Origin of the sequence: Acutalibacter caecimuris (assembly GCF_034335085.1) — a bacterium.
Classification (GTDB): domain Bacteria; phylum Bacillota; class Clostridia; order Oscillospirales; family Acutalibacteraceae; genus Acutalibacter; species Acutalibacter caecimuris.
Genome location: NZ_JAWXXJ010000008.1, coordinates 1 through 26,706 on the forward strand (window position 1 = coordinate 1; position 26,706 = coordinate 26,706).

Consider the following 26,706-nt stretch of genomic DNA (forward strand, 5'->3'; position numbering starts at 1 on the left):
CCACACTTGATCGCTTATGTCGTGTCTGTGATAGGAAGCATCCATCTTTTCCTCTCCTGTCTTTTTTGATGCTTCCATTCTATCACAATTCCTCTACCTTGTGTAGACACTATCTAATATTTTAAAAAAAGAGGAAGGGGGATAGAAGGGTAATTCTTTTAGAAACACAGGATGGGGGCGTACCAAAAACGAAAATATTATAAAGCAGAGCTCCGGCGGGCAAATCGTAAAAGTTTCGTCGTCTCACCTGCCGGTTCGGTCGGCTCGTGACGGCCGCCACTGGCGGCCCTCGCCCTTTTCAAAGGTGGTGGGGTTTTTAGGGGCAACGCCCCTAAACCGCCGGAGGCAGACGCCGGAGGCAAACACCGGGGGACGGCGGGCCTAGAAAGGGCGGTAAGGGTATTGTGGGCAGGGGGGTTTCCAAATATGCCCAGGGGGCGGGGAAAATTTGGCGGAGGGGGTTGACAAACTATACTAAAAAGGTATATATTAATCTGGCAGGGGCAAGCTATAGAGGTTTCCTCTGCGTGAAAAGGATCACACGGACGGACAGGGGGATGGTCACGCTTGCTTTTTGGGGGATGATCAGGCTTACCCATTGGGAAAGGAAGTTTATGGTATATGGAGAACATTAGGAAAGTATACGCCGACAACGCGGCCACCACGGCGGTTTCGGACGAGGTGCTGGAGGCTATGCTGCCCTTCTTTAAAGAGGTGTACGGGAACCCTTCGAGCCTGTACGAACTGGGCCAGCAGGCCAAGGCCCCCCTGGAACAGGCCAGGGCCGATGTGGCCGCCTGCCTGGGGGCGAAACCCCAGGAGATCTACTTTACAAGCTGCGGAAGCGAAAGCGACAACTGGGCCATTAAGGGCGCTGCCCGTGCCATGCGGAAGAAACAGGGGAAGGACCATATCATTACCTCTGCCTTTGAGCACCACGCGGTGCTGCATACCTGCCAGGCACTGGAAAAAGAGGGCTTTACCGTAACCTACCTGGACGTGCACCAGGACGGGCTGGTGCGGCCGGAGGAACTGGAGGCGGCTATTACCGAAAAGACCGCCCTGGTGACGGTGATGTACGCCAACAACGAGATCGGCACCGTGCAGCCCATTGCGGAGATCGGCGCGGTTTGCCAAAAACATGGGGTGCTGTTCCACACGGACGCGGTGCAGGCCATCGGCAATGTGCACATCCACGTGAAAGAGCAACACATTGATATGCTCTCCCTGAGCGGGCACAAGATACACGCGCCCAAGGGGGTGGGGGCGCTGTATATCCGCAGCGGCGTGGCCGTGGAGAACTTTATGGACGGCGGGGCCCAGGAGCGGGGCCGCCGGGCCGGCACGGAGAATGTGGCGGAGATTGTGGGGCTGGCCACGGCCATGAAACGGGCCACGGAGAGCATCGACCAGCGCGTTGCCCGGCTGACGCCCATGCGGGACAGGCTGATTGCGGGGCTTTCTCAAATTACACGCAGCCGCCTGAACGGCAGCAGGGAACACCGGCTGCCGGGGAATGTGAGTTTCTGTTTTCAGGGGATAGAGGGAGAAAGCCTGCTGCTGCTGCTGGATATGCACGGCATCAGCGCCTCTTCGGGCTCGGCCTGCACCAGCGGGTCGCTGGACCCCAGCCATGTGCTGCTGGCCATTGGCCTGCCCCACGCGGTGGCCCACGGCTCGTTGCGGATCTCCTTTGGGGACTATAACACCGAGGAGGATGTGGACTATATTTTGCAGGTGCTGCCGGGGATCATCGAGCGGCTGCGGAAGATGTCCCCCCTATGGGACGCCATTGAGAAGGGGACGGTTGACTATGACCCGTATATGTGAGCGCGCCCGGCTTAGGCGGGCGGGCAGGGTGCTTAGGCGGGCCCTGCTGCTGAGTTTGCCTTGCCTGCTCATCAACCTGGCGGTACAGGGAGGCAGGGAGTTCAGCCAGGAGATAGCGGACCATCGCACATACAGGAACATCATGAGAAATAGCAAAAGAGAGGGCAGATAATATGGCATACAGCGAAAAAGTGATGGACCATTTCGCCAACCCCCGGAACGTGGGGGAGATGGAGGACTTTAGCGGCGTAGGCGAGGTGGGCAACCCCAAGTGCGGGGATATTATGCGGATGTACATTAAGGTGGAAGGGGACGTGATTACGGATGTTTCCTTTATGACCTTTGGCTGCGGGGCGGCCATTGCCACCAGCAGCATGGCCACCGAGCTGATTAAGGGGAAAACCATTGGCGAGGCCCTGCAACTGACCAACAAGGCCGTGATGGAGGCCCTGGACGGGCTGCCCGCCGTGAAGGTGCATTGCTCGGTGCTGGCGGAGCAGGCGATTAAGGCCGCGGTTTCTGACTACTATAACCGTATGGGCATCGACCCGGAACCCATTGTGGGGGCCATTCCGGCGTGCGATAGCTGCGGCTGCGAGGGGTAGGGAAAAGGGGCGCGGATAGGAAAAGGAGGGAGCCGGGGCTCCCTCCTTTTGTGTTTTGGGCTTTGGGTTTTGTGTTCTGCTTTACAGGTCGCGGAATTTCTTGACCCGGCGCAACTGGCGTTGTTTCCGGCGGTAGAACACCACAAGGATCAGGTACACCGCTATGAGGGCCCCGATTACGGCCATGGCGGCGATGAACCAGGGGGACGTGAGCAGGGAACGGCCCTGCTCCCAGCCGGCGATCAGGTCGCTTCTGGGTACCGACTCGGCCGCCACAACGGGCACGGTGGCGATCACCTCGTCTGCGTAGCGCATAGTGGCCGTGCCGATCACCTCCCCCTTACGGATGGGCGCCTGGACCGACTCCGGCTTATTGACCGTGGTGATGATGGAACTTTGGTCTACGCTGTTGGGGAGCATCACGCTGACATTGGTTTCCGCGGCCAGCAGGAGTTCGTCTTTTTGGTAGGCGTACTCCAGTTTGACCGAACTGAGGATATCCCCTTGGGTGGTAATGGTCTTTTTCTCCAGGCTGGTGAACGCCCAGCGGAACAGGGTGCGGGCGTCCAGCATCTCGTTGTGGACGCCCTGCTGGTAGCCCTCCATGTCCCCCATTGCCACCACGATATAGGTGTACCCCAGGGTGGTGGCCGACGCGGTGAGGCAATGGCCGGCCTGGTCGTGGGAGCCGGTTTTGACCCCGCTGGCATAGGTGTAGAAGTAGTTGATCCCGCTTTGGGGGTCCTCGAAGTTCAGGAGCATTTTGTTGGTATTGGGCAGGGTGGTGGGCTCGCTGAGATTGGTTTGGGGCTTATTGTAGGCCGGGGCGCTGGTGATGGCGGAGAAGTTGGGCAGGGTCATGGCGTACTGGGTGATGATGGCCATATCCCGTGCGGTGGAGTAGTGGTTCTCCTTATGCAGGCCGTGGGGGTTGGAGAAATGGGTGTTCCGGCAGCCCAGCTCCTGGGCTTTTTCGTTCATCAGCCGGACAAAATAGCTGCTCTCGCTGTAATCGATGGTGGCGCCGTATTCCTCCTGCTGGGCAGGGGGCGGGGTGGCGCCGGCGTCGCTGGGGGCCGCCGGGTCCTCGGGGTTGGGGGCGTTTTTGGGCACGATGCTGCCGCTGGCATACAGGGCGTCCACGTGCTCCATAAGGGTGAGGGCCGCGTCATTGCCGCTGGGGACCATCAGGAGGTACAGCAGTTGCAGGCCCGTAAGTTCCTCCCCTACCTGCACCCCGGCCAGGGAACTGCCGGTGCCCTCCAGGTCGTCGGCCACGCTTTGGGGGACGGTGATCACCGTGTTTTCTATGTCCGGGATGTTCTCGTAGGCAATGATGTAGGTCATGATCTTGGTCATGGAGGCCATGGGCAACTGCTCGTCCGGGTTGTAGGTGTACACCACCGTGTCGGTGTCCAGGTTCAGCATGAACAGGGACTTGCAGTGGGGGTGGTCGCTGTCCCCCTCCCGGCCGCTGTCCCAGTTGAAGGCAAAGCCTTCGGTGGCGTGGGCCGGCAGGGCGCAGAAAAACGTGAGTAGGACCCCCAACAGGGCCGCTGCCCACCGTTTGCTGGTCGCTCTGGCTGCTCTTGGTTGCATTTGCTTCTCCTCCTGTTTTGGGATTGCTGGCGGAAGGCCGTGGGGCGGAAGGTCGTGGGGACTCCGTCCCCACACCCCTGCAAGCGCTGTGGCCGCGCTTGACCGGCCACGGGGGCCCCCTGGGGGGCGTTTATTTTTTAAGAGAGATAACCCTGGATAGGTTTTAAGGGGAAGGGCATTTTTCTTTTTTATTTTTTCTTTATTTCTTTCTTTATTTCTTATTTTTCTTCTTGTTCTATTGCTTTTTGTCTTTATGCTTTTTCTTTATGGGGGGGCTACATATTGCGCATATGCTTGCCGCCGCGGGTGCTGGTGGTGGTTTTGACCTCCATGTGGCGGGGGCGGACTTTCTTTTTGACGTGCAGGAGGCGGGCCAGGGTTTCGCCTTTGGGGAGCATGGCTACGTCGTCGTAGCTGACGGCCCGGAAGAGCACGATGCCTACCGCGTACACGGCCACTGCCACCAGGATGGCCGGCAGCACCGCCATGGGCGGGGACAGGAACCGCAACAGCGCCCCATAGACCCCGTAGGAGGTAAGGCCCATCACCCCGCCGGATACTACGATGGGCGCGGCCGTGGCCAGGACGGAATCCATACGGGGCAGGCTGCGGCGCACCGCGGCAAGGTTCAGCAGCATAATGAGGAAATAGGCGATGGCCGTGCTGATGGCCGAGCCCATCACGTTGATCTCCGAGATGCCGGTGAGGAAGTAGGAGATGGCGATCTTCACCACGCCGCCAATGGCCATATCTACCACCGGGCGGGTGGTGCGGCCAAAGCTTTGCAAAATGGCGTTGGTGGTGAACAGGGTGCTGTTAAAGGCTATGGCGACGGCCAGCACCTGTAGCAGCCGGGCCGCGCCCTCGGCTACCTCCGGCCGGTTGAATAGGAACAACTGGCAGATGGGCCGGGCGAAAATGGACATACCGATGCTGGAGGGGACGGAGATCAGCAGGGTCATACGCATGGACACGGAGGCAATGTTGTTTACCCCCGGCTTGTCCCCGGAAACAATGGAGGCGGACAGCACCGGCAGCAGGCTGGTGGAGATGGGTACCACGAAGGCCCCCGGCAGGTCGAACAGCTTGCGGGCATGGCCCAACACGCCGCTGTACCAATCGGCCTGGTCTTGGGTGAAACCGGCTACGGACTTCATGCGGTCCATGAGCACGGCGCTGTCTACGAAGTCCAGCACGCTTAAAAAGCAGGCCCCCAGGGTGATGGGGATGGCAAAGCGCAGCAGGGAAACCAGCATATCCCGCCGGGGGGTGAGGGCCGGGTCGCCCGGAGGCTGGGCCCGGTCTTTGCGGCGCTGGTGGAACTTGTACAGCACCAGGTACCCAAGCCCCAGCGCCGCGCTTACCGACACGCCTACAATGGCGCCCACCGCTGCCCAGGCATCGGACTGGTATTGCCGGATAATATAGGCGGCCAGCCCCACCCCGATGGCTACCTTGGATACGGCCTCGATAACCTGGGACACCGCGGTGGGTACCATATTGCTGCGCCCCTGGAAATAGCCCCGCAGGGCGGACATCACCGAAATGAAAAAGGCTGTGGGCGCCAGGGCGACTATGGTGTTGGCCGCCCCCGGCTTGCCTAAAAGTACCGCGATCTGCCGGGAACCAAAGAGCATGACCAGACAACCCAACAGGCCCAGGCTGAAAAACAGCCAGAAGGCTACGGAAAATACCTGGTCGGCCTCTTTTTTGCGGCCGCGGGCATAGGCCGTGCTGACCATGCGGGATACCGCTATGGGCAGGCCGGCCGTGGAGAGCATGAGGAAAATGGTGAAGATATCGTACGCGCCGTAAAAGTACGACATCCCCTCTGCACTGATGAAATTGGCCAGCGGTATGGAGAACAGCAGCCCCAGCACCTTCACTAGCAGCGTGGACGCCGACAGGATCGCCGCCCCCAGCATGAAACCGTTCTTGTTTTCCTGTGCCGTAATGCCGTCCCCCCTTTTTTGCTTATGGTTCCCTAGGAACTATCTGATAATTATACCATCTTTTTCTTCGGAACGCAAGGCCGCCTCCGGCACCCTTGAAACTTTTTGGCTGGACAAGGCCGCCGGCGGCGGAGAGTTGGCAACGCCAACTCTTGGGTGTTGCCCCTAAAAACCCCACCACCTTTGAAAAGGGCGAGGGCCGCCAGTGGCGGCCGTCACGAGCCGACCGAACCGGCAGGTGAGACGACGAAACTTTTATGATTTGCCCGCCGGAGCCTCGTTTATCAATCCTTCATTTTAGACACTCCCCCGCTCCCTTGCAACTTTTTGACGTGGACAAGGTCGCCTCTGGCAGCTTAAGGAACTTTCTGTAGAAAGTTCCTTAAGAATCTTCAAAGACTTTTGTGACGTTATCTGCCGCTTTGAGGGAGGGGGGCCGGTGGCTCGACCGAAAGGGGGAGGAAATCTGCGTTTTTCTTTTTTTGTTTTTTGGGTGGGGTATTACTTCTTCAACAAACGGTAGGGAATTCTTTCTGGGTTTTCTATGGCTTGGTATAGGAGGCAATAAGAAAAAAAGCAGGCCCCCAGAAACGTCCTGGGGGCACTGCTTTTTTATTTACTGATAGCCCCAATAGGGGGCCACGGGGCCGGTCCAGCGCGGCCACAGCGCTGGCGAGGGGTTTGGGGGCGAGGAGCCCCCAAAAGGGCGGGGCGAGGGGGCGAGGAGCCCCCAAAAGGGACGTGGGAAGGGACATCACTCCAGCTCGAAGGCGCCGGTGTAGAGTTGGTAGTATTTGCCGTGCTGGGCGATGAGTTCGTCGTGGGTGCCCCGCTCGATGATACGGCCCAGCTCCAGGACCAGGATGCTGTCGGAGTTCTGGACGGTAGAGAGGCGGTGGGCGATGACGAAAACGGTGCGGCCCTGCATCAGGCCGTCCATGCCCTGCTGCACCAGGCGTTCGGTGCGGGTATCGATGGAGGAGGTGGCCTCGTCCAGCACCATGACCGGGGGGTCGGCCACGGCGGCCCGTGCAATGCTGAGGAGCTGCCGCTGGCCCTGGGAGAGGCTGCCGCCGTCACCGGTAAGCATGGTGTCGTAGCCCTCGGGCAGGCGGCGGATAAAGCTATCGGCATTGGCCAGCTTGGCGGCGGCTTCGATCTCCTGGTCGGTGGCGTCCAGCTTGCCGTAGCGGATGTTCTCCCGGACGGTGCCGGTGAACAGGTTGGTTTCCTGAAGCACGATGCCCAGGGAGCGGCGGAGGTCGGGCTTTTTGATCTTGTTGATGTTGATGCCGTCGTAGCGGATTTTGCCGTCGGCGATATCGTAAAAACGGTTGATCAGGTTGGTGATGGTGGTTTTGCCAGCACCCGTGGCCCCGACGAAGGCGATCTTTTTGCCGGGCTGGGCGTCGATGTCAATGTTGTGGAGCACCAGCTTTTCCTCGTTGTAGCCGAAGTCCACGTCCAGGAGCTCGACCTCGCCGGTAAGGCGGGTGTAGGTGACGGTGCCGTCATCCTTGTGGGGATGTTTCCAGGCCCACATACCGGTGCGTTCGGGGGTTTCCACCAGGCGGCCGTCCACCTCTTTGGCATTGACCAGGGTGACGTAGCCCTCGTCCTGCTCAGGGGGCTCATCCATCAGGTCAAAGATGCGCTCGGCGCCGGCCAGGGCCATGACAATGGTGTTGAACTGCTGGCCGATCTGCCCGATGGGCATGGTAAAGCTGCGGGAGAGCTGCAGGAAGGCCGCGATGCCCCCCAGCGTGAGCCCCCCTACCCCACCGATGGCCAGCGCCCCGCCGGCAATGGCGATAACGGCGTATTGCAGGTGGCCCATGTTGTTCATGACTGGGCCCATGATGTTGGCAAAGCCGTTGGCCTTGGCCGAATCGCTGCGCAGGGCCTCGTTCAGGGCGTCAAAGCCCTCTTTGGCCTTTTCCTCGTGGCAGAACACCTTAATGACCTTTTGGCCGGTGACCATCTCCTCGATATAGCCGTTGATGGCGCCCAGGGATTTTTGCTGGCGCATAAAGTATTTGCCGCTGTTTTGGCCGATTTTGCCGGTTAGTACCAGCATGAGGGCCACCATGGCCAGAACCAGCAGGGTGAGGGGGATGCTGGTGGTGACCATGGCCACGAACACCGCCGTAAGGGTGATGGCCGTGTTGAACAACTGGGGGATGCTTTGGGAAATGAGCATCCGCAGGGTGTCGGTGTCGTTGGTGTAGCGGCTCATAATATCGCCGTGGGTATGGGTGTCAAAATACTTGATGGGCAGCTTTTGCATATGGGAGAACAGGTCGTCCCGGATATCCTTTAGGATGCCCTGGGAGATACTGACCATCAGCCAGTTATAGATAAAGGTGCCCGCTATGCCCAGCAGGTAGATAAGCCCCATGGTCCCCAGCGCCTGCAAAAGGCCGGTGAATACCGGGCTGGGAGAGGCCAGCAGGGGGGTGATGTAATCGTCGATGAGGGTTTCCAGAAACAGGGAACCCGCCACGCCGGCAATGGCGCTGGCCAGGATGCACAGGAACACGAACCCCATGCGGATACGGTTGGGCAGGCTCATGTAGCTTAAGAGCCGCTTGATGACTTTGCCGCCGTTTTTTGCTTTTGGCCTGTTTTTGGCGTAGGCCGCGCCCATTGGCCCTCTAGGAGGCATTTGCACTATCCCCTTTCTGCTGCGACTCATATACCTCGCGGTAAATGGCGCTTTGTTCCATCAGTTCGGCGTGGGTGCCCACGTCTACGACCTTGCCGCCGTCCAGGATGATGATCTGGTCGGCCTCCTGCACGGAGGACACCCGCTGGGCGATGATCAGCTTGGTGGTGTCCGGGATCTCCTCTTTGAATGCCTGGCGGATCATGGCGTCGGTGTGGGTATCCACGGCGCTGGTGGAGTCGTCCAGTATAAGTATTTTGGGCTTTTTCAGCAGGGCCCGTGCAATGCAGAGCCGCTGCTTTTGGCCGCCGGACACATTGGTGCCCCCCTGCTCGATGTGGGTATCGTAGCCTTCGGGGAACTGCCGGATAAAGCCGTCGGCCTGGGCCAGGCGGCAGACCCGCTCAATGTCCCCGTCGGTGGCGTTTTCATCGCCCCAGCGGAGGTTCTCTTTGATGGTGCCGGAGAAGAGCTCGTTCTTTTGCAGCACCATGGCCACCTCCTGGCGCAGGGCCTCTACGTTGTAGTCCCGCACGTCCTGGCCGCCTACCAGCACCCGGCCGCTTTGCACGTCATACAGGCGGGGGATAAGCTGCACCAGGCTGGACTTGCCGCTGCCGGTGCCCCCCAGGATGCCTACGGTTTGGCCGGGCTTAATGTGCAGGTTGACCCCGGACAGGCAGGCGCGGCCGGATTTTTTGTAGTTGAAGTCCACGTTCTCAAAGACAATGGAGCCGTCGGGGACGGTGGTGAGGTTTTTCTGGCCGTCCGCAATGTCGCTTTGTTCGTCCAGGATCTCCACAATACGGCCGACGGAGGCCCGCGACATGGTGCCCATGACGAAGATCATGGTGAGCATCATCAGGCTCATAAGCACCTGCATGGCGTAGCTCATCATGCTCATCAACTGGCCGGTGGTCATATCCCCGGCCACGATGAACCGGGCGCCGAACCAGGAGATGAGCAGGATGACGCCGTACATACAGAACTGCATCAGCGGCGCGTTGAAGGCCAGGATTTTTTCGGCCAGGGCGGAGTCGCGGCGGATTTGGTCGCTGGCCTCGATGAACTTTTCGGTTTCCTTTTCCTCACGGACAAAGGCCTTGACCACCCGGATGCCCCGGAGGTTCTCCTGCACCACGGTGTTCATCCGGTCGTAATGCTTGAACATACGCTTAAAGGCCGGATAGGCCCGTGTGGAGATGAAACCCAGCCCCAGGCCCAGCACCGGGATGGCCGCCAGGAAGATAAGGGCCAGCCGGGCATTGACCATAAAGGCCATAACCATGGCGAACACCAGGGTGGAGGGGGCCCGCACCGCAATGCGGATGAGCATTTGGAAGGTGTTTTGCACATTGGTTACGTCTGTGGTGAGGCGGGTGACGATGCTGCCGGTGGAGAATTTATCGATATTGGAGAAGGAGTAGCCCTGCACATGGTAGTACATGGCCCGGCGCAGGTTGGCGGCAAAGCCGGTGGAGGCCTTTGCCCCGAAAAAGCCGGACAGCACCCCAAAAGCCAGGGACACCAGGGCGCAGGCTACCAGCAGGGCACCCATGCGCCAGATGACGCCCATATCCCCGGCGTTGATGCCGTCGTCGATCATGTAGGCCATCAGCAGGGGGATGACCACCTCCATGACCACCTCCATGGCCGCTGTGACCGGGGTGAGGATGGCGTCTTTTTTGTATTCCCGGACAAAGCCGGAAAGCTTGCGTATCATGTCTTATCCTTCCTTTCTGTGGGCCGGGCTGTGTGGGCGCCGGGCTCTGTGCCTTTGATAGAGTCGCCGATCTTCTCGCACAGGCGGATGAAGGTTTCCCGCTCTTCGGGCGTAAGGCCGGCGGAGAGGCGGGCCTCGATGTCCTTGATGTTGCGGTGGAACTGCTCCTGCCGGGCGATGGCTTTTTCGGTTAGCTGGATCTTTTTGAGCCGGGCGTCCCATTCTACCGGGCTGCGGGTGATCATGCCCTCCCGCTCCATCGCCTGCAAAATGCCGGTCATGGTGGAGCGGCGCACGGAAAACTGCTGTTGCAGGTCCCGCTGGAAGATGTCACGGTCCCGGTTCACGTAGATGAACCCGATGAGCCAGCCGTACATACCCGCCCCGGAACGCTCGCCGTCCGGCCCGCTGTACTGGTGGGTCATCCAGCGGATCATATGGGACAGGCCGTTGATATGGAACCCGATCTCGTCCTTGTGGCCGGTGATATCCGGCCCGCCGGGGCCTTTGCCTTTATCCCGCATGGCGTTGCCTCCTTTCCTGTGGGCCGGGACAGTACGGCACCGTACTGTTAGCTTTTGTACTGTTAGGTGCCGAACTGTCCGCCTGCTAACAATTATAAGCCGGGGTGGGGAGGATGTCAAGGTTTTTTTTGGAAAAAAAGGCGGGAAAATGGAAAGGCCCCCCAGCTTGTAGCCGGGGGGCCTTTCCGATGGCGGGATGTGGGCGGGGGCTTAGCCCCCGGCGGCTTTTTGCGCCAGCTTGCCCAAAAAGTAGGCGACCTTGGGGGGCACGGCGTTGCCGATTTGCCGGCAGACCGCGGTTTTGCTGCCGGAGAACCGGAAATCGTCCGGGAAACTTTGGAGCCGGGCCGCTTCCCGTGGGGTGAGGGTGCGGTCCTCCACCGGGTGGATGAACCGGCCCCCGGCGGGGGTATCGAACCGGGTGGTGACGGTGGGGGCGGGGCTGTCCCATTGCAGGCGGCCGTAGGCCCCGCTGTGCACGGAGCGGATGGTTTCCTTTAGGACGGTGTAGTTTTCGCCGGCGGGGATCTGCTTCATCCGCGCCACTGCCAGGGGGGAGTGGTTGGTGCGGCTGTGGCCGGACAGCATGGCCCCGGCGCCGGCCAGGTACCGCTGGTAGGCGGTTTGGGGCGGCGGGGCGGGCACCAGGCCGTTGGGGGCGGGGGCGGGCAGGTTGCCGATGGCGTCCCGGACGGTGACGGGGTCAAAAAAGCCGGGCTGCGCCTGGGCGATCTCCCGGCGGGTGGCCTCCCACAGGGCGGGGAAGTCGACCCCGGACAGGGTGGTGCCCAGCAGGATCAGGCGCTCCCGCTTTTGGGGCACGCCGAACCCGGCGGCATTGACCACCTGCCAGTGCAGCCGGTAGGCCGGGCCCTCCAGGGCGGATTCGTCCTGGAAGAGGCGGAGGATCTCCCGGAAAATGGCGCCGCCCTGCATGGTGGCCATGCCCTTTACGTTCTCCATAACAAACACCAGGGGGCGCACGGTTTTGACGATTTGGAAATAGTGGCGGAACAGGTAGTTCCGGGGGTCATCCATAAAGCCCCGGCGGATGCGGGCCCCGGCCATGGAGAACCCCTGGCAGGGGGGGCCCCCGATGACCGCCTGGGCCTCCCCCTGCCGGAAAAGGCCCACGGTCTGGCTGATATCCTCGGCCAACACCTGGGCGTGGGGATGGTTGTGGGCATAGGTGGCCGCGGCCTGGCCGTCCAGCTCTACCGCGCGGGCCATGTGCCAGCCCGCCTGTAGAAAGCCCCAGGACAGGCCGCCGCAGCCGGCAAACAGGTCAATGGCTTCCATTGGCATTTGATTGGCCTCCCCCTGCGCGGTAGGGCAGCGCGAAGTGATGGATATAGGCGCTTTCCTCTTCGGTGAGGCCGAAGAGGCGGCTTATGTAGGCGTCGATTTGGGCGATCTCCGGCAGGCAGGCCCGGTGCTTGTACTCGTAGGCGGTCTGGCGGGTGCCCACAAAGACCCTGGTGGCCTCCAGGCGTTCCTCCAGGGCCGCGGCCAGCCGGGCGGGTTCCGGGCCTGCCGGCTGCAAGGCCATTGGACTCGACGGCACCCGGAAACCCTGCAACTCTTTGCGGGTGATATGCCAGCAGTCTGACACGCAGACCCAGTACCACCAGAACAGGGAGGAGTTCAGCAGGCACATACACAGGGGGGCGTCCTGGCAGGGGAAGGCCCGGTACTCGCCGCCGGTGTGGGGGGCGAGGAATGCCTTGACCCAGAAGGTGGCCCGCATATTCAGGTAGACCGGGGGGCCGCTTCCGGCCAGCAGCTCCAGCAGGGGGCGGCCGGCGGCAGTGGCTTTTTGGTAGATGGAGATATCCAGGGCGTTGCCCAGCTTGGGGATAAAGCCCCCGGTTACAAAGGGGTTTTCTACCGCCTGCAAGGAGGCGAACAGCCGGGGGCGCTCCCCCTTATACCAGTACCGGTAGTTGCCGGTGAACACCTGCCGCTTGCCCGCCCCTGCCCGGCCGAACAGCACGCAAAGCTTTTGGTGCACCGAGGGGAACAGGCAGTCCGGGCGGTCGGAAAAGCTGTAGACCGCCTGCTGGGGCATCAGGCGGAAAAGCACCTCCCGGATGGCCTGCATACGGGGGGTGGCGGTGTAGGACAGGGGGATGACGAACCCCAACACCCCCCCAGGGGCCAGGGTGGCCCCGGCGTTTTCCAGCACATTGGCGTAGATATTGCCGTAGCGCCGGGGCGGGGGGCTGGGGCATTTGCCGTCCTCCACATAGGGGGGGTTGCCCAGGACCAGGTCGAACCGGGGGCCGCCGGCAGGCGGGGCGGACACGAAGTCCCGGCAGGTGAAGTTGTCCCGCAAGGGGGGCCAGACGGCCGCCGCTTTTTCCGGGCCGAAACGGTGCAGGACACAGAGGAACAGCCGCAGCCGGGTGATGGCCACGGAGCCGGGGTCCAGGTCGTTGCCGTAGAGGGTGCCCACCACCCGGACCAACTGCGCCCGACTAGGCGGGCCGGACAGGGCCAGCCTGTCCAGCTTACGCCGGAGGGCGGCCAGCAGGAAGGCCCCGGTGCCGCAGGTGGGGTCGTATACGGTTTTGGCCAGGTAGGCGGGGGGGATATCCGCCGTGGGCAAAGGGGGCGCGCCCCCTGCCCAGGGCCCGCCGCAGGCCAGGCGGATGGCCCGGCCCAGCAGGAAATCCACCAGGTCGGGGGGGGTGTAGTAGACCCCTTTGGCCCGGCGGCCCTCCCCCCTCTCGTTGAGGACGGCCAGTTGCTGCTGGGCTTTCCCGTAGGGGCAGGGCGGCGGGGGCGGGGCGGCCGGGGGGGGCGGGCCCAGGATGTGGCCTAGGATCTCCTCTGCCGGGGCGGCGGGGCCGGGCAACCGGGCCAGGCAGCCGGCGGCGATCTGCCAGGCCCGCCCCAGAAAGCCCGGATCTATGCCCGCCTGCCCGGCCGGTAGCCGGCCGCTCAAAACTGCCGCACCAGCCGGTCGATACCCAAAAGCCCCCTGTAGGGGAGCCAGCGGGCATCGCCCTCGCCGAAGTCCCGGATGCCGGCGTGCTGTTTCATATACGCGTACTCGGCATAGCCCAGCACATCGGCTTCGGGGATATCCTCCCAATCTACCAGCTTATCGTGTGCGTCTATGTCCTTGGCGTAGAGCCGGACGGCCACGTAGTAGTCCTTGTGGTCGCGGTCAAACTGCTCTGTATTCACCAGCAGGCGGCTGTGGATGGCGCGGAAACCGGTTTTTACATCCACCCGCTTGCCGGAGGCGGTGATAAAGTCAAAGGCGTCCACATTTTCCTGGCCGTGGTAGATTGCGAACATCTGGGAGGTATCCACCTGTTTGCCCTGCTCCCACAGGAACTGGGCAAAGACCATCTCCCCCAGCTTGCCCATGTAGGTGCGCTGGATCTCTACCCTTTGCTGCCGGGCTATGTCCCGACAGGCCCGCAACTCCTGGGGCAGCAGGCGGGAGTACTGGTCGTTGCCCAGGATGATTTTTCGAGAAAAATCCAGCGCTTTGTGGCGCATACCGGGGGTGACGGCCAGCCTATAGTAGGCCACCTTGTACGAGCCCCGGCTGTCGAAACGCTGTTCCATTTGTATACCCTCCTCTTGTATGGTGGGCCCCTGGCCGCGAGTTGCGGCGCGAAAAGGCCTTTCCGCTTATTATAACACAAATGCCCCGGCCTGTGCAACGCTTTTTGGGGGGGACCGTGCGTAGACCGTGATGGGGAAAAAAAGTGTTGACTTGGAGCCCCCTCCATATTGTATAATGGAGAAAAATGGAAAGGATGGCCTGTGTATGAAAAAGTTGGGTTTTGGTTTGATGCGCCTGCCTACGCGCGACCCTGCGAAAGCCGGGGATATTGACCTGGAACAGGTAAAAAAGATGGTGGACCTGTTTATGGAGAAGGGCTTTACGTACTTTGACACGGCGTGGATGTACTGCGGCTTTAACAGCGAGCCCACTGTGAAGGAGGCTTTGGTGAGCCGGTACCCCAGGGACAGCTTTACCCTGGCTACCAAGCTGCATAACGGGTTTTTTAACAGCCTGGAGGACCGGGACAAGGTGTTTGACCAGCAACTGGAAAAGACCGGGGCCGGGTACTTTGACTACTATATGCTGCACGGCATTGAGGAGGGCAGCCTGCCCAAGTATGAGCAGTTCGACTGCTTTAACTGGCTGAAAGCCAAGAAGAAGGCCGGGCTGGTAAAGACCATGGGCATTTCCTTCCATGCGGGCGCCGGGCTGCTGGACGAGATTTTGACCAAGTACCCGTACATTGAGTTTGTACAGTTGCAGATCAACTACCTGGACTGGGAGAGCCAGTGGATCCAGTCACGGGCCTGCTATGAGGTGGCGGTGAAACACCACAAGCCCGTTATTGTGATGGAGCCGGTTAAGGGCGGCACCCTGGCAAAGGTGCCCGCCCAGGTGGAGGCGCTGTTTAAGGCCCACGACCCCCATGCCTCGCCGGCCAGTTGGGCTATACGCTTTGCGGCCAGCCTGCCGGGGGTGATGATGGTGCTATCCGGCATGAGCAGCTTGCAGCAGATGGAGGACAACCTTGGGTATATGGAGGACTTTGTGCCCCTGACCGGGGAGGAGCAGGCCATGGCCTTTAAGGCCGGGGAGATCATCAACGGGCAGATTGCCGTGCCCTGCACCGGGTGCTCGTACTGCACCGAGGGCTGCCCCCAGAAGATTGCTATACCCCAGTACTTCTCCCTGTACAACGAGGATATGCGGGAGCGCCTGGAGGAGAAGGGCTGGACGGTAAATTTCTCCAACTACGCCAACCTGGCTAAGGACTTTGGCCGGGCCGGGGACTGCATCGGCTGCGGCCAGTGCGAGGAGATGTGCCCCCAGCATCTGCCGATTATGGAGCACCTGAAGGCGGTTTCGGGGCACTTTGACCGGTAAGGGGGAACCCCGGCCGCGGGGGCGGGCACAAAAATTTTTTTGACGCCGCCGGCTGCCCCGCCATATAGGCCGCGGGCTATATGGGCGGACGGCCGGGCCTTTTCCCGCGGGGACGGCGCAGATTAAATCAACCAGAAAATGCAAAGACTACCTCCGTAACGAAAATTACGGAGGTGCTTTTCTATGCAGGGGAAAGTGGAGATATGCGGGGTGAACACCGCCAAGCTGAAAGTGCTGAAAAGCGACGAGATGCGGGAGTTGCTGATCCGCAGCCACGACGGGGATAAGGAGGCCAGGGAAAAGCTGATACAGGGGAACCTGCGGCTGGTGCTTAGCGTGATACAGCGCTTTGGCAACCGGGGGGAGAACCCGGACGACCTGTTCCAGGTGGGATGCATTGGGCTGATGAAGGCCATCGACCACTTTGACGTGAGCCAGGGCGTGCAATTTTCCACCTACGGCGTGCCCATGACATTCCCTTGGGGAAAAAGGGAAGGAGGCACGAAATGACCCGGAAACAGGCCATTTCCGCGGTGCTCGGCTACTTAGAGCAGCAGCCAGACCTGCCCCAAGAACTCTGCAAAGCAATACTTATTTTGAAGGAAATGCAAAACGGGATGCCGGGGAAGATCTGGACGGACGGGGCTATTCGGGGCGCAGTTGAAAGATTTATAGAAGAAAATGGACGACCGCCCAAGGTAAAGGAACTGGACGGTGTGGGGTATCTGCCGCCCCACACCGTTGTAGCCCGGCAATATGGCATGACCGCGGGAAGGTGGCTGGAGGAGAATTATCCCGGCCCCAAAGGCGGTTTGCCGGGCCGCTATAAGGGGCTGACACCGGATGATTTGAAAGGGATGTTCATCGCGGAGTACCAGCGCATACAGCCAGTAGGCGAGGAGGATTTTGACCGGCGCAGGCAGAAGGGCATCCCCTGTTGGCGGTACACGGCGAAGGTACTGGGGGCCAGCAGGTGGAATGCGCTGCGGGAGATCTGTGGGGTAACGCCCCCAAATGGGCGCAGCGGAGAGAGGGCCTTTCTGGTGGATGGGCACGTGCTGGGGGTGGAGCCCCCAGGGTAAGCAAAGGGCGCGCTCCCCCCTGCCGGTTTGGCAAGGGTGTGGCTTAGGTATTGTCGCCGGGGACGGTGTAATGCTGCCTGGCCCTACTGTGGTGGCAGGGACATTCTTTAGTGAGGGGCAGGGCTCAAAATCAATATAAAAAAGAAAAAGCAGTAGCCCGCCCCTTTGGCGGTCGAGCGGGTTGTTTGGCCTAAACAAAGAGGCCGGGGACGGTGTAATGCTGCCTGGCCCTATGGGGGTGGCCAAAACATTTTTTGGCGAGGGGCGGGGCTCAAAATCAATATAAAAAAAACAGTAGCCCGCCCCTTTGGCGGCCGAGCGGGTTGTTTGGCCTAAACAAAGGGGCTGGGGACGGCATAAAAGTTTTTGAAGATTCTCAAGAAACTTTTTACAAAAAGTTTCTTGAGCCGCCGGAGGCCCGGAGGCCCAGAGGACTGGAGGCCATTAGACCCGTGGCCCTTGCCAAGCCGGGCCAAACGTGGTATGATAGGGAAAAAGCTTAGGGAGGTAAAGCGATGATACTGATCAAGAACGGCAGGGTCAAGACGATGGCAGGGCCGGACATTCCGGCGGGGCAGGTGCTGGTGGACGGCGGGAAGATCGTGGCGGTTGGCACCGCTGTGGAGGCGCCGGCGGACGTGCAGGTGCTGGACGCAAAGGGCGGGCTGGTGGCGCCCGGATTTATCGATGCCCACTGCCACATCGGCCTGGACGAGGAGGCCATTGGCTTTGAGGGGGACGACTACAACGAGATGACCGACCCCGTTACCCCGCAGATGCGGGGCATTGACGGCCTGAACCCTATGGACGAGGCCTTTTTTGAGGCTTACAGCCATGGCATTACCACGGCTGTGACAGGGCCGGGCAGCGCCAACGTGGTGGGCGGCACCTTTTTGGCCGTTAAGCTGGCCGGCAGGCGGGTGGACGACATGGTGGTGAAGGACCCGGTGGCCATGAAGATAGCCTGGGGCGAGAACCCCAAGCGCTGCTACGGGCGCTCGCAGAAGATGCCCATGACCCGTATGGGCAACGCCGCTTTGCTGCGGGAACTGCTGGCGAAGTCCCGCAACTACATGGAGGAACTGGACGCCTGGGAGAAGGACCCGGACAACCATAAAAAGCCCGCCTATGACCCCAAGTTGGAGGCGATGCTGCCGGTGATGCGGGGGGATATCCCGCTGAAATCCCACGCTCACCGGGCCGATGACATCTTTACCGCCCTGCGGGTGGCCAAGGAGTTTGGGGTGGGCATTACCCTGGACCACTGCACCGAGGGCCACCTGATTGCCGGGGAACTGGCCGCCGAGGGCAAGCCCTGCCTGGTGGGGCCCACTTTGGGGGATAAATCCAAGTTCGAGCTGAAAAACAAAAGTTGGGATACCCCCAGGGTGCTGGCCGAACATGGGCTGAAACTGGCCATTATTACCGACGCGCCGGTGATACCCCTGCGGTACCTGCCCCTGTGCGCGGGCCTTGCCATGCAGGCCGGTTTGCCAGAGGAGGACGCCTGGCGGGCTATTACCATCAACCCGGCGGAGATTGTGGGCATCAGCCACCGGGTGGGCAGCCTGGAGCCCGGCAAGGACGCGGATATTGTGGTCTACCAGGGCGACCCGCTGCGGGATATCCAGTGCCGGGTGCTTTACACTTTGATCGACGGGAACATCGTATACGGGGGCTAAGCCCCTTTATACCCTTTATAAAGATTGAACAGACAAAAAAGCCTGCGCCCCCTGAAAAAGGGTGCGGGCTTTTTTGGGTTGTTCGTATTGGTTTGGGCAGGGGCGGCAGCTTACTCCTTCACAGCGCCCAATGTGATGCCGTTTACAAAGTACTTTTGCAGGAAGGGGTAGACGATCAGCATGGGGATCATGGCGATGAATACCTTTGCCGCTTCCAGCGCTTTGTTGGAGTTTTGGTTGAGCTTTTGGTACTGCTCGGCCGTCAGGGTGACGCCCACCGGGATCTGCACCACGATCTGCTTGATGTAGGTTTGCAGGGGGTACATATCGTCGCTGGACATCAGCACCAGGCCCTGGAAGAACTCGTTCCAGAAACCCACGGAGGTGAACAGCACCACCGTGGCAATAACCGGCACCGAGCAGGGCACTACGATCTGCCACAGGATGCGCCAGGGCCCCGCGCCGTCAATGGCGGCGGCTTCCTCCAGGTCGCTGGGCAGGTTGCGGAAGAAGTTCATCAACAGGATAACATTGAACACCGGCACGCTGCCCGCCAATACCAGGGCGGCCATGGTGTCCAGCAGGTCATAGGTCTTTACGGTGATGAACCAGGGGATGGTGCCGCCGTTAAAGAGCATACAGAAGATGAGCACCCACATCATGGCGGTGCGGGGCTTATACTCCCGTGAGCTTTTGGAAAGGGGGTAGGCCATCATGATGATGACCACCATGGTGAACACCGTGCCGTACAGCACCCGCTGGACGGAAATCCAGAAGGAGTTCCAGAACTTGGCGTCGCCCATAACCAGCTTGTAGGAGTTGATATTGAACCCGATGGGGAACATGGTTACCTGGCCGGAGGATACGGCGACTTTGTCGGAAACGGACACGCAGAACGTGTACCACAGGGGGTACAGGCAGCTCACTGCCAGGAAAAGCAGGATGAGCACGTTGATAATATCGAACAGCCGGGATAAAAAGGTCTTGTTTTCTACCACTGTGCTCCCTCCTTAGAATATGGTGTAGTCGGCAAACTTATAGGCCAGCACATAGGACACGGTGATCAGGGTAAAGCTGACCACGGATTTGAACAGGCCCACAGCCGTTGCCAGCGAGAACTGCATATTGGTAATACCAATACGGTAGACGTAGGTGTCGATAATATCGCCGGTGCTGTACACCATGGGCGAATACATATTGAACACCTGGTCGAAACCGGCGTTGAGCACATTGCCCATGGCCAGGGTGGTGAGAAGCACCACCGTGGGGATAAGGGCCGGCAGGGTGATGTTGCGGATGGACTGCCAGCGGGAGGCGCCGTCGATGGCGGCGGCCTCGTACAGGCTGGGGCTGATGCCCGTGAGGGCTGCCAGGAACACCACCGCGTTGTAGCCAAACTCCTTCCACACATCGGTGCCGATGACAAAGCCCTGGAACATATTGGGGTCCGTAAGCCACATTTTGGGCTCGTTGCCAAAGGCCGTGTACACGGTGTTGAAAATACCGAAATACCCGAAGATATTGCTTACAATATTGGCCAGGATAACCCAGGAGATAAAGTGGGGCAGGTACACAATGGTCTGCACGGTCTTTTTGAAAGCAATATTCTTGATCTCGTTGAGCAGGATGGCAAACACCAGCGGGATGACAATATTCAGCACCAGCTTGCCAATGGCAATGACCAGGGTGTTGCGGACAATGTTCCACACATCGCCCAGGCTCATCAGGTAGGTAAAGTTGTCAAGCCCGACCCAGGGGGAACCGAACCAGCCTTTTTTAGGCATATAGTTCTGGAACGCCATGACAATGCCCACCATGGGCACAATGCTAAACAGGATCATCCAGATAAAGCCGGGGACGGTCATTAGGGTATAATGGAAACTGACCGGTAGGGACTTACGGGGCTTTTTGACAGCAGGATGGCTGTTGTTATCCATATTCTCCCTCCTGTTTTTAAGTAATGAGAGAACAAAGGCGCCCTACTGTGGAAACGCCTTTGCCTCTTCTATCTAGTTCAATTTATGCAAAGACGGGGTATTTAGCCGGCCTTTACGAAAGCGTCTACCGCAGCCAGGATGGTGTCGCCGCCCTGGGCTTTCCAGTTCTCCACGTAGGTGTCGAAAGCAGAGATGTCGGCCTGGCCGGTCATGATGGACATGATGGTCTGGTCCTCCAGGTCTTGCAACTGGGTCCAGTACTGGTCGAACTCATCGATGGTGTAGTAGATAACGGACTCTACCTTCTTATCGGGGGTCAGGGTCTCGTAGGGACGGTCGCCTACCAGCAGGGCATAGTAGCGGTTGAACTGGCCATTGTTGGTCATGACGTCCATATCGTTTACGCTGACGTTCCGGTCGCCCTTGAAGTCCTCGTTGAACACGGTGGGCAGATCCACGGCGTCGGTGTACAGGTTCTTATAGATGTTGCCGGGGATGTTGAAATCCTCAGCGGTCTTTTCGCCGGCCAGCACGTCCATCAGGGCGTTGTATTCGTACTCGCACTCGTCCATGGCAGCCATGGTGTTGCGCAGCGGGTACCAACTGATCGCCACGGAGGTATCGAAGATGGACTCGTCACGCACCAGCACGTTGTTGGTGATGATGATGGCCTTTTTCACGTCGTCAGACGCATCGGCGTTTACTACGGTATAAGAGGAGCCGCAGTCCTTGATCTTCACGTTCCACTTGCCGTCGTCGCTGTACAGGGGGTAAGCCTGCCAGTCGGCGGTGGGGTCATTCTTAAAGGAGTCGCCGTTGCCGTAGCCCAGGCTCCACCAGGGGCCCATGAAGATGCCGCAGGTGCCTTCTTTCACGCCGGCAGCCTCGTCGCCGTTGGTGGCCACGCCCAGCTCGGGGTTGATCAGGCCCTTCTTGTACCAGTCAGCCAGGATCTCCAGGGTATCCCGTGACTGCTGGGTGTTGGTGCCGTAGATCAGCTCGTCGCCCTCATAGTAGAAGAAACCGGGGTAGGCGTCTTTGGCCTGGTAGACAGCGTCAAAGCCGTAACTCTTGTTACCGGAGGTCAGGAAGGTGTCATAGCTGCGCACGCCCTGGCCCACGCCGGCGATGGAGTATTTGGGGGATTTGCCCTCGTCCTTGAACTTCTGGGCAACGGCCTCCAGGTCGGCGATGGTCTTGGGAACTTCCAGCTTCAGCTCATCCAGCCAGTCCTGGCGGATGAAGTAGATGTAGACGCCGTCGGTTTCCACGGACACGTTGGGCAGGCCCACAAACACCCCATCATAGGTGCCGTTGCTGTAGGCGCGGCCTTTCGTAGACTCCATGATCTGCTTGACCTGCTTGGAAGCATACTGGTCATACACATCATGCAGGTCGGCCAGCAGTTCGGACTGGGCAGCCTTTACCATGTAGCTGCGGTTGGGGAACACGATGCCGTCCGGCAGGGCGGCAGAGGCGATTTGCAGGGAGATCTTCTGCTGGAAGTCAGCGGTAGAACCTACCGTCCAGTCAGAAACATACTTGATGTTGAAGTTCTCCTCCAGGTAGCGGGTGTACTGGTTGTTGGCAGCGTCTTCGCCCTCGGACAGGGTGGTGTCGACCGGGTCAATGGCGCTGGCAAAGTGGACCTCTACCAGTTCGTCAAACTTCTGGAAAGCGCGGCTGTCGGTTTCGCCGGCGGGGGCGTCGTCACCCTCCACCTCGTCTGCCGTGTGCCATTTCAGACCCGCGGACTCCATGGAGCCCTCGCCGGACAGGCCGGTGCCGCCCTCCTCAGGGGTGCTGGCGTCGTCGCCGGCCTCGCTGCCGTCATCGGCAGGGGCGCTCTCGCTGGACTCGCTCTGGCTGGAAGAGTCTGTGCCAGCGGAAGAGGAGCTTTCGCCGCCGTTGCCGCCGCAGGCCGCGAAAACGGACACAATCAGGGCCAGCGCCAACAGAAGGGCCAAAATCTTTTTGCTCATCGTTGATCTTCTCCTTTACATATAGTCGTCCAGGTTCTAGATCATTTACGCCCTTTGGCGTAAATGCCAAGAGGAGTACTCCTCTTGGGAACCGAACTGGTGAAAGTATAACACAATATGAAAAAATTGTAAAGACCCAAATCCAAAATTTACAAACCGGCGGGTCATTTTCCGTTATTTTGCCGGATTTACAGGATTTATAGGGTAAAGGACACCTGGCCAAGGCCGGCGTCCACTTTCAGCAGCAGGCCCTGGGCGGTTTCCTCCGCCTCGGCCCCGGCCAGACTGCCGGCGGCTTTTACATTGTGCAGCAGAACCCGCAGGCCCTGGGCCTTGCCGTCAAAGCGGATAACCACGTTGCCGTCTGTATTCTCGGCTGTCACGGAGAGGAACTTCCCGCCCTGTTTATCCACCACATCGCAGGCGGCTTTGCCGGTCAGTTGGTAGATATGCAGGGTCAGGTCCTCGGCGTAGTCGTACTCCACCTGGCTGTCGTTGGCGCCTACAGGCAAAATGGTGTTCTCCCTAGCCAGCAGGGGCAGGCTCATGAAGTCATGGACCTCATGGAGCCAGCGGCCGCCCTCTACCACCTGGTTATTAAGGATATTGGTCCACTTGCCCGCGGGCAGGTAGTAGTCCACGTCCCCTTCTTTGGTAAATACCGGGGCCACCAGCAGGCTTTCGCCCAGCATATACTGCCGGTCCAGGTCCGCGCAGGGGATGTCCTCCGGGAACTCCAGCACCATGGCCCGCATCATGGGCACGCCAGTGGTGTGGGCCTCCACGGCCTTGGTGTACAGGTAGGGCATCAGGCTGCACTTCAGCTTGGTGAACTTGCGCACCACGTCTACGGATTCCTCGTCAAACAGCCAGGGCACCCGGTAGGAGTTGGAGCCATGCAGCCGGGAATGGGTGGACAAAAGGCCAAAGGCAGCCCAGCGCTTGTACACATCGGCAGGGGCGGTGCCCTCAAAGCCGCTGATGTCATGGCTCCAGAAGGCAAAGCCGCTCATGCACAGGGACAGGCCCGCCCGCAGGCTTTCGCTCATGGAGAGGTAGTTGGAGGAGCAGTCGCCGCCCCAGTGTACCGGGAACTTCTGCCCGCCGGCTGTGGCGCTGCGGGCGAAGAGGCAGGCCTCGTTGTGGCCCTTGTACTCCTCCAGCAACTCAAACACGCACTTATTATATAAATAGGTATAGTAGTTGTGCATCATTACCGGGTCGCTGCCGTCATAGTACACGCAGTCGGTGGGGATGCGCTCGCCGAAGTCGGTCTTAAAGCAATCCACGCCCATATCCAGCAGTTCCCGCAGCTTACCCTGGTACCACTTCCAGGCGGCGGGGTTGGTGAAGTCCACCAGGCCCATGCCGGCCTGCCACATATCCCACTGCCACACAGAGCCGTCCGGGCGCTTGAGCAGGTAGCCGTGCTCCATCCCCTCTTTGAACAGGGGGGACTTCTGGCCGATGTAGGAGTTGATCCACACGCAGATCTTCAGGCCCCGCTCCTTCAGCCGTTTCAGCAGCCCTGGGGCGTCTTTGAACATTTTGGGGTCGAATTTGAAGTTGCACCACTCGTTCTCGGTCATCCAGTAGCAGTCAAAGTGGAATACGTGCAGGGGGATGTCCCGCTGCTCCATGCCGCCTACAAACTCGTTTACCGTTTCCTCGTCATAATTGGTGGTAAAGGAGGTGGAAAGCCACAGGCCGAAGGTCCAGGCCGGGGGCAGGGCCGGGCGGCCGGTGAGGGCCGTGTAGTTTTGCAGCACGGTTTTGGCATCGCCGCCACCGATGACCATGAAGTCCAGCTTTTCGCCGGGCACGGAGAACTGGGCCCGGGTGACCACCTCGGAGCAGAGCTCATAGCTGACCTGGTCGCTGCTGTTGACGAACACGCCGTAGCCCCGGTTGGTTACATAGAAGGGGATGTTTTTGTAGGAGATCTCGGAGCAGGTGCCGCCGTCCTCCTGCCAGATATCCACCACCTGGCCGTTTTTCACAAAGGGGGTGAAACGCTCGCCCAGGCCGTAGACCTTCTCGCCAATGCCCAGGTCCAGTTGGGCGCGCATGAAGGGGCCCCCCGGGGTGGTGAGGTAGCTGATCATGCTGCGGCCGAACTTGTCGCCCACCTTGGTAATGGGCTTTCCGTCATAATAATAGGTGAAACTGGCGGGATTTTTTGTTATTTTTAACTGAGTTTTGCCGCTGGTTACGGTTATAATGCCCTCTTCCTCGCTGACTTGCAGGGGGAATGCCTCGGTTTCCAGCTCAAAGGCGGGCTCTTTTTTGGCGCTGCCCATGAAGTGCCAGGCCTGGGTGCGGATGATGTCTTGGCGGGGGGAGCTGATATACATTTCCAGCACCGGGCCACCCATGCCCCGCATATCTTGTGGATAGGGCACGCTGTATATGTACAGCTTGTTGTCCTCCACGCGGGTTTCCCGGATCTGCACGCAATCGGCCGCCGAAACGCCGGGCTTGTTGACCCAATAACCTCTGGTGAATTTCATGTTGAAACTCCTTTCTGATGGATATATTTTGGGGGAAAAAACGGCGTCCCCTTTTGTACAGGATGTATTATAGCACATATCCCATACAAAAAGAAACGCCTAAACTGGTACGATCCTCTTTTTTTCTAATCTTATCCTACGGTTTTACCCACGGTTTCCAGGCGGGTTAGCCATGCCTTTAGGGCAGTTGCTTCGGGGTTCTTGAGGGCTTCACGGTACAGTAGGAAGGAGGTATTGTCCTGCTTTTCCATGGCCCTTAACGCTTTTTTGGGGCCGAAAAAGTATAGCCCCGCCGCGTCGCAGTAAATCTCCAGGCTGTCGCGCAGCAGCCAGTGCCAGCGGTAGAAACCTTCCGCATCCCCCCGCCGGCAACGGGCGGCCATCTTCCAGCACCAGGCTATGTCCCGCTCTACCAGCGGCCGGGGCTTGGGCTGCCAGGACGCCAGGCGCGCCTGCACCCGTTTCTGTAGTTGGGAGGCCACGCCCCCTTCGTCTACCAGCACCTGCCCATCGAACACCTGCACCGCCTCGTCCAGGTCCGCGGCCCCGCCCGCAAAATGGCCGGGGCCGTACAGGAATACATCCAACTGTACCCCCGCCACCACCGAACTGTCATGGCCATCCCCCGGCCAGGGGGTGATGACCAGCGCGTCAAAGTCGCTGTGCAGGTTGTTGCTTCCGTCTGCGTAGGAGCCGTAGACGATCAGCCCCAGGGGCGCATATTTTTCCCGCAAATAACGGATGATCTCCTCCATGCCCCGCCTCCCTCACAGGCTCTTGAGCCCGTCATACAGTTGGTTAAAGGACTTCATCTCCCGGCACCGGCCATAGGACAGCGCCTTGTCCTCCCCAAAGGCAGAGAGCCAGCACTTGGCCATTTCCTCCACGGTGGTTTCCAGCATCACCATAAACTGGGTGTATAGGGCGCTGTAGGCCGGTGTGCCCTGCTGGTAGTGGCTGTCGATCAGCGTTTCCGTAAGCTGGTCCAGGGGATAGAGCTTTAGGTGCAGCAGCTCGTGGCAGATGACCTCCTCCGGGTTCTCCTGCCGGGGGTTCCGGGCGTTCAGCAGTAAAATCGCCTTCCGGTCTGTGGGGTCAATCTTGAAATCTCCCGTCTTGGTGAACGCCGGGTCGTCGACCAGCTCCAGCTTTACGTCCCACCCCTCCTCCAGGCGTAGGCGTGAACGCCATTTCGTAAATATCGGCTGGATGCTTTCTTGGGTGTATGTGTACATGGAATGCCTCCTTCGCTTTTTTGCTTGCTGTGCTGAGGTCGCCTCCGGCGGCCGACTTCGCCTTTGGCGAAGTCGCGAACCCTTGTCGTGAAAAGGGTTCTAAGGACTCCCAAAAGCTTTTGAGCCGTTATCTGCCGCGCTGTGGGGGCGGGGCCGTTGGCTCGACCGGTGGCTGTGGGGAATACTTTGCGTTTACAATATTTTTAAAATAAAAACATGAAAGTTTTATCCACTTTTTAAAAGTCTGGGGTTCCCCAAGCATTGGTTATGGCAACTCTTGGCCGCCGGGGGAAAAAACAAGTACACGTCCCCCACCCCGCGGCGTTCCAAAGGACAAACTAAAAAAATGTAAACACATAAAAGTTTTGTCCACTTTTTCAAAAGTGGTGGGGGGTGAAGGGGGGCAAAGCCCCCCTTCCCGCCGGAGGCCCCGCTATTTTCAAAAGTGGCGGGGGGTGAAGGGGGGCAAAG

20 protein-coding genes and 1 pseudogene are annotated in these 26,706 nt (G+C 59.8%); 7 read left to right on the forward strand and 14 right to left on the reverse strand.

The features are described from left to right. The first annotated feature begins 621 nt into the window (after positions 1–621). The 3 genes from nifS to nifU are packed head-to-tail and all read left to right on the forward strand — an operon-like array spanning position 622 to position 2,435. Entirely contained in the window at positions 622–1,830 is a 1,209-nt protein-coding gene (nifS, locus tag U8U01_RS05945; protein ID WP_322172522.1) for a cysteine desulfurase NifS, read from the forward strand. Beyond that, positions 1,814–2,002: a hypothetical protein gene (locus tag U8U01_RS05950; protein WP_322172524.1), complete on the forward strand. Its 189-nt coding sequence runs from the start codon at positions 1,814–1,816 to the stop codon at positions 2,000–2,002. The genes nifS and U8U01_RS05950 overlap by 17 nt, the downstream gene beginning before the upstream one ends. A 1-nt stretch (position 2,003) precedes the next feature. Continuing rightward, complete coding sequence (gene nifU, locus U8U01_RS05955; RefSeq protein WP_322172526.1) at positions 2,004–2,435, forward strand: Fe-S cluster assembly scaffold protein NifU; 432 nt, start codon at positions 2,004–2,006, stop codon at positions 2,433–2,435. A gap of 81 nt (positions 2,436–2,516) precedes the next feature. Here nifU and U8U01_RS05960 read toward each other — a convergent pair whose 3' ends face one another. The 8 genes from U8U01_RS05960 to U8U01_RS05995 form a co-directional block, all read right to left on the reverse strand. Further along, positions 2,517–4,034 (reverse strand): D-alanyl-D-alanine carboxypeptidase family protein, encoded by a 1,518-nt coding sequence (locus U8U01_RS05960; RefSeq protein WP_322172528.1) that lies wholly within the window; start codon positions 4,032–4,034, stop codon positions 2,517–2,519. Between the two features lie 275 nt (positions 4,035–4,309). After that, a complete protein-coding gene (locus U8U01_RS05965; RefSeq protein WP_322172530.1) occupies positions 4,310–5,959 on the reverse strand; it encodes a putative polysaccharide biosynthesis protein in 1,650 nt (549 codons plus the stop codon). A 781-nt stretch (positions 5,960–6,740) separates the two neighbouring features. Next, positions 6,741–8,651 carry an ABC transporter ATP-binding protein gene (locus U8U01_RS05970; protein WP_322172532.1) on the reverse strand — a complete coding sequence of 637 codons (1,911 nt, stop codon included), beginning with the start codon at positions 8,649–8,651 and terminating at the stop codon, positions 6,741–6,743. After that, complete coding sequence (locus tag U8U01_RS05975; protein WP_322172534.1) at positions 8,641–10,374, reverse strand: ABC transporter ATP-binding protein; 1,734 nt, start codon at positions 10,372–10,374, stop codon at positions 8,641–8,643. Before U8U01_RS05975 ends, U8U01_RS05970 begins: the two co-directional genes overlap by 11 nt. Next, positions 10,371–10,898: a MarR family winged helix-turn-helix transcriptional regulator gene (locus U8U01_RS05980; protein WP_322172536.1), complete on the reverse strand. Its 528-nt coding sequence runs from the start codon at positions 10,896–10,898 to the stop codon at positions 10,371–10,373. The genes U8U01_RS05975 and U8U01_RS05980 overlap by 4 nt, the downstream gene beginning before the upstream one ends. Positions 10,899–11,108: 210 nt before the next feature. Then, the gene (locus U8U01_RS05985; protein WP_322172538.1) at positions 11,109–12,203 is read right to left on the reverse strand and encodes a DNA cytosine methyltransferase; all 1,095 of its coding nucleotides are present in this window, start codon (positions 12,201–12,203) and stop codon (positions 11,109–11,111) included. Beyond that, a complete protein-coding gene (locus U8U01_RS05990) occupies positions 12,184–13,845 on the reverse strand; it encodes an HsdM family class I SAM-dependent methyltransferase (protein ID WP_322172540.1) in 1,662 nt (553 codons plus the stop codon). The genes U8U01_RS05985 and U8U01_RS05990 overlap by 20 nt, the downstream gene beginning before the upstream one ends. Continuing rightward, positions 13,842–14,480: a hypothetical protein gene (locus U8U01_RS05995; RefSeq protein WP_322172542.1), complete on the reverse strand. Its 639-nt coding sequence runs from the start codon at positions 14,478–14,480 to the stop codon at positions 13,842–13,844. The genes U8U01_RS05990 and U8U01_RS05995 overlap by 4 nt, the downstream gene beginning before the upstream one ends. Positions 14,481–14,685: 205 nt before the next feature. On the opposite strand from U8U01_RS05995, the gene U8U01_RS06000 reads away from it, so the two are divergent. From U8U01_RS06000 to U8U01_RS06015, 4 genes and pseudogenes are all read left to right on the forward strand, one after another. Next, positions 14,686–15,807: an aldo/keto reductase gene (locus tag U8U01_RS06000; protein WP_322172544.1), complete on the forward strand. Its 1,122-nt coding sequence runs from the start codon at positions 14,686–14,688 to the stop codon at positions 15,805–15,807. Between the two features lie 183 nt (positions 15,808–15,990). Next, positions 15,991–16,278: pseudogene (locus tag U8U01_RS06005) on the forward strand (sigma-70 family RNA polymerase sigma factor); the annotation flags it as partial. A 35-nt stretch (positions 16,279–16,313) separates the two neighbouring features. Then, positions 16,314–16,889, forward strand: coding sequence for a hypothetical protein (locus U8U01_RS06010; RefSeq protein ID WP_322172733.1), 576 nt, complete (start codon positions 16,314–16,316; stop codon positions 16,887–16,889). Between the two features lie 515 nt (positions 16,890–17,404). After that, positions 17,405–18,571 carry an amidohydrolase gene (locus tag U8U01_RS06015; protein ID WP_322172545.1) on the forward strand — a complete coding sequence of 389 codons (1,167 nt, stop codon included), beginning with the start codon at positions 17,405–17,407 and terminating at the stop codon, positions 18,569–18,571. A gap of 110 nt (positions 18,572–18,681) precedes the next feature. Here U8U01_RS06015 and U8U01_RS06020 read toward each other — a convergent pair whose 3' ends face one another. From U8U01_RS06020 to U8U01_RS06045, 6 genes are all read right to left on the reverse strand, one after another. After that, the gene (locus tag U8U01_RS06020; RefSeq protein ID WP_322172547.1) at positions 18,682–19,569 is read right to left on the reverse strand and encodes a carbohydrate ABC transporter permease; all 888 of its coding nucleotides are present in this window, start codon (positions 19,567–19,569) and stop codon (positions 18,682–18,684) included. A gap of 12 nt (positions 19,570–19,581) precedes the next feature. Beyond that, positions 19,582–20,508: an ABC transporter permease gene (locus tag U8U01_RS06025; RefSeq protein ID WP_322172548.1), complete on the reverse strand. Its 927-nt coding sequence runs from the start codon at positions 20,506–20,508 to the stop codon at positions 19,582–19,584. Positions 20,509–20,609: 101 nt separating this feature from the next. Further along, positions 20,610–22,490: an extracellular solute-binding protein gene (locus tag U8U01_RS06030; protein ID WP_322172550.1), complete on the reverse strand. Its 1,881-nt coding sequence runs from the start codon at positions 22,488–22,490 to the stop codon at positions 20,610–20,612. Between the two features lie 197 nt (positions 22,491–22,687). Then, complete coding sequence (gene yicI / locus U8U01_RS06035; protein WP_322172551.1) at positions 22,688–25,000, reverse strand: alpha-xylosidase; 2,313 nt, start codon at positions 24,998–25,000, stop codon at positions 22,688–22,690. Positions 25,001–25,131: 131 nt separating this feature from the next. Continuing rightward, the gene (locus U8U01_RS06040) at positions 25,132–25,755 is read right to left on the reverse strand and encodes a nucleotidyltransferase domain-containing protein (RefSeq protein WP_322172553.1); all 624 of its coding nucleotides are present in this window, start codon (positions 25,753–25,755) and stop codon (positions 25,132–25,134) included. Between the two features lie 12 nt (positions 25,756–25,767). Beyond that, positions 25,768–26,235, reverse strand: coding sequence for a hypothetical protein (locus U8U01_RS06045; RefSeq protein WP_322172554.1), 468 nt, complete (start codon positions 26,233–26,235; stop codon positions 25,768–25,770). Between the last annotated feature and the right edge of the window lie 471 nt (positions 26,236–26,706).

Excerpts from the sequence above, each read along its gene's own strand:
- nifS (WP_322172522.1), top strand. The coding sequence starts at position 622 with ATGGAGAACATTAGGAAAGTATACGCCGACAACGCGGCCACCACGGCG.
- U8U01_RS05950 (WP_322172524.1), top strand. The coding sequence starts at position 1,814 with ATGACCCGTATATGTGAGCGCGCCCGGCTTAGGCGGGCGGGCAGGGTG.
- nifU (WP_322172526.1), top strand. The coding sequence starts at position 2,004 with ATGGCATACAGCGAAAAAGTGATGGACCATTTCGCCAACCCCCGGAAC.
- U8U01_RS05960 (WP_322172528.1), bottom strand. The coding sequence starts at position 4,034 with ATGCAACCAAGAGCAGCCAGAGCGACCAGCAAACGGTGGGCAGCGGCC.
- U8U01_RS05965 (WP_322172530.1), bottom strand. The coding sequence starts at position 5,959 with ATGCTGGGGGCGGCGATCCTGTCGGCGTCCACGCTGCTAGTGAAGGTG.
- U8U01_RS05970 (WP_322172532.1), bottom strand. The coding sequence starts at position 8,651 with ATGCCTCCTAGAGGGCCAATGGGCGCGGCCTACGCCAAAAACAGGCCA.
- U8U01_RS05975 (WP_322172534.1), bottom strand. The coding sequence starts at position 10,374 with ATGATACGCAAGCTTTCCGGCTTTGTCCGGGAATACAAAAAAGACGCC.
- U8U01_RS05980 (WP_322172536.1), bottom strand. The coding sequence starts at position 10,898 with ATGCGGGATAAAGGCAAAGGCCCCGGCGGGCCGGATATCACCGGCCAC.
- U8U01_RS05985 (WP_322172538.1), bottom strand. The coding sequence starts at position 12,203 with ATGCCAATGGAAGCCATTGACCTGTTTGCCGGCTGCGGCGGCCTGTCC.
- U8U01_RS05995 (WP_322172542.1), bottom strand. The coding sequence starts at position 14,480 with ATGGAACAGCGTTTCGACAGCCGGGGCTCGTACAAGGTGGCCTACTAT.
- U8U01_RS06000 (WP_322172544.1), top strand. The coding sequence starts at position 14,686 with ATGAAAAAGTTGGGTTTTGGTTTGATGCGCCTGCCTACGCGCGACCCT.
- U8U01_RS06010 (WP_322172733.1), top strand. The coding sequence starts at position 16,314 with ATGACCCGGAAACAGGCCATTTCCGCGGTGCTCGGCTACTTAGAGCAG.
- U8U01_RS06015 (WP_322172545.1), top strand. The coding sequence starts at position 17,405 with ATGATACTGATCAAGAACGGCAGGGTCAAGACGATGGCAGGGCCGGAC.
- U8U01_RS06025 (WP_322172548.1), bottom strand. The coding sequence starts at position 20,508 with ATGGATAACAACAGCCATCCTGCTGTCAAAAAGCCCCGTAAGTCCCTA.
- U8U01_RS06030 (WP_322172550.1), bottom strand. The coding sequence starts at position 22,490 with ATGAGCAAAAAGATTTTGGCCCTTCTGTTGGCGCTGGCCCTGATTGTG.
- yicI (WP_322172551.1), bottom strand. The coding sequence starts at position 25,000 with ATGAAATTCACCAGAGGTTATTGGGTCAACAAGCCCGGCGTTTCGGCG.
- U8U01_RS06040 (WP_322172553.1), bottom strand. The coding sequence starts at position 25,755 with ATGGAGGAGATCATCCGTTATTTGCGGGAAAAATATGCGCCCCTGGGG.
- U8U01_RS06045 (WP_322172554.1), bottom strand. The coding sequence starts at position 26,235 with ATGTACACATACACCCAAGAAAGCATCCAGCCGATATTTACGAAATGG.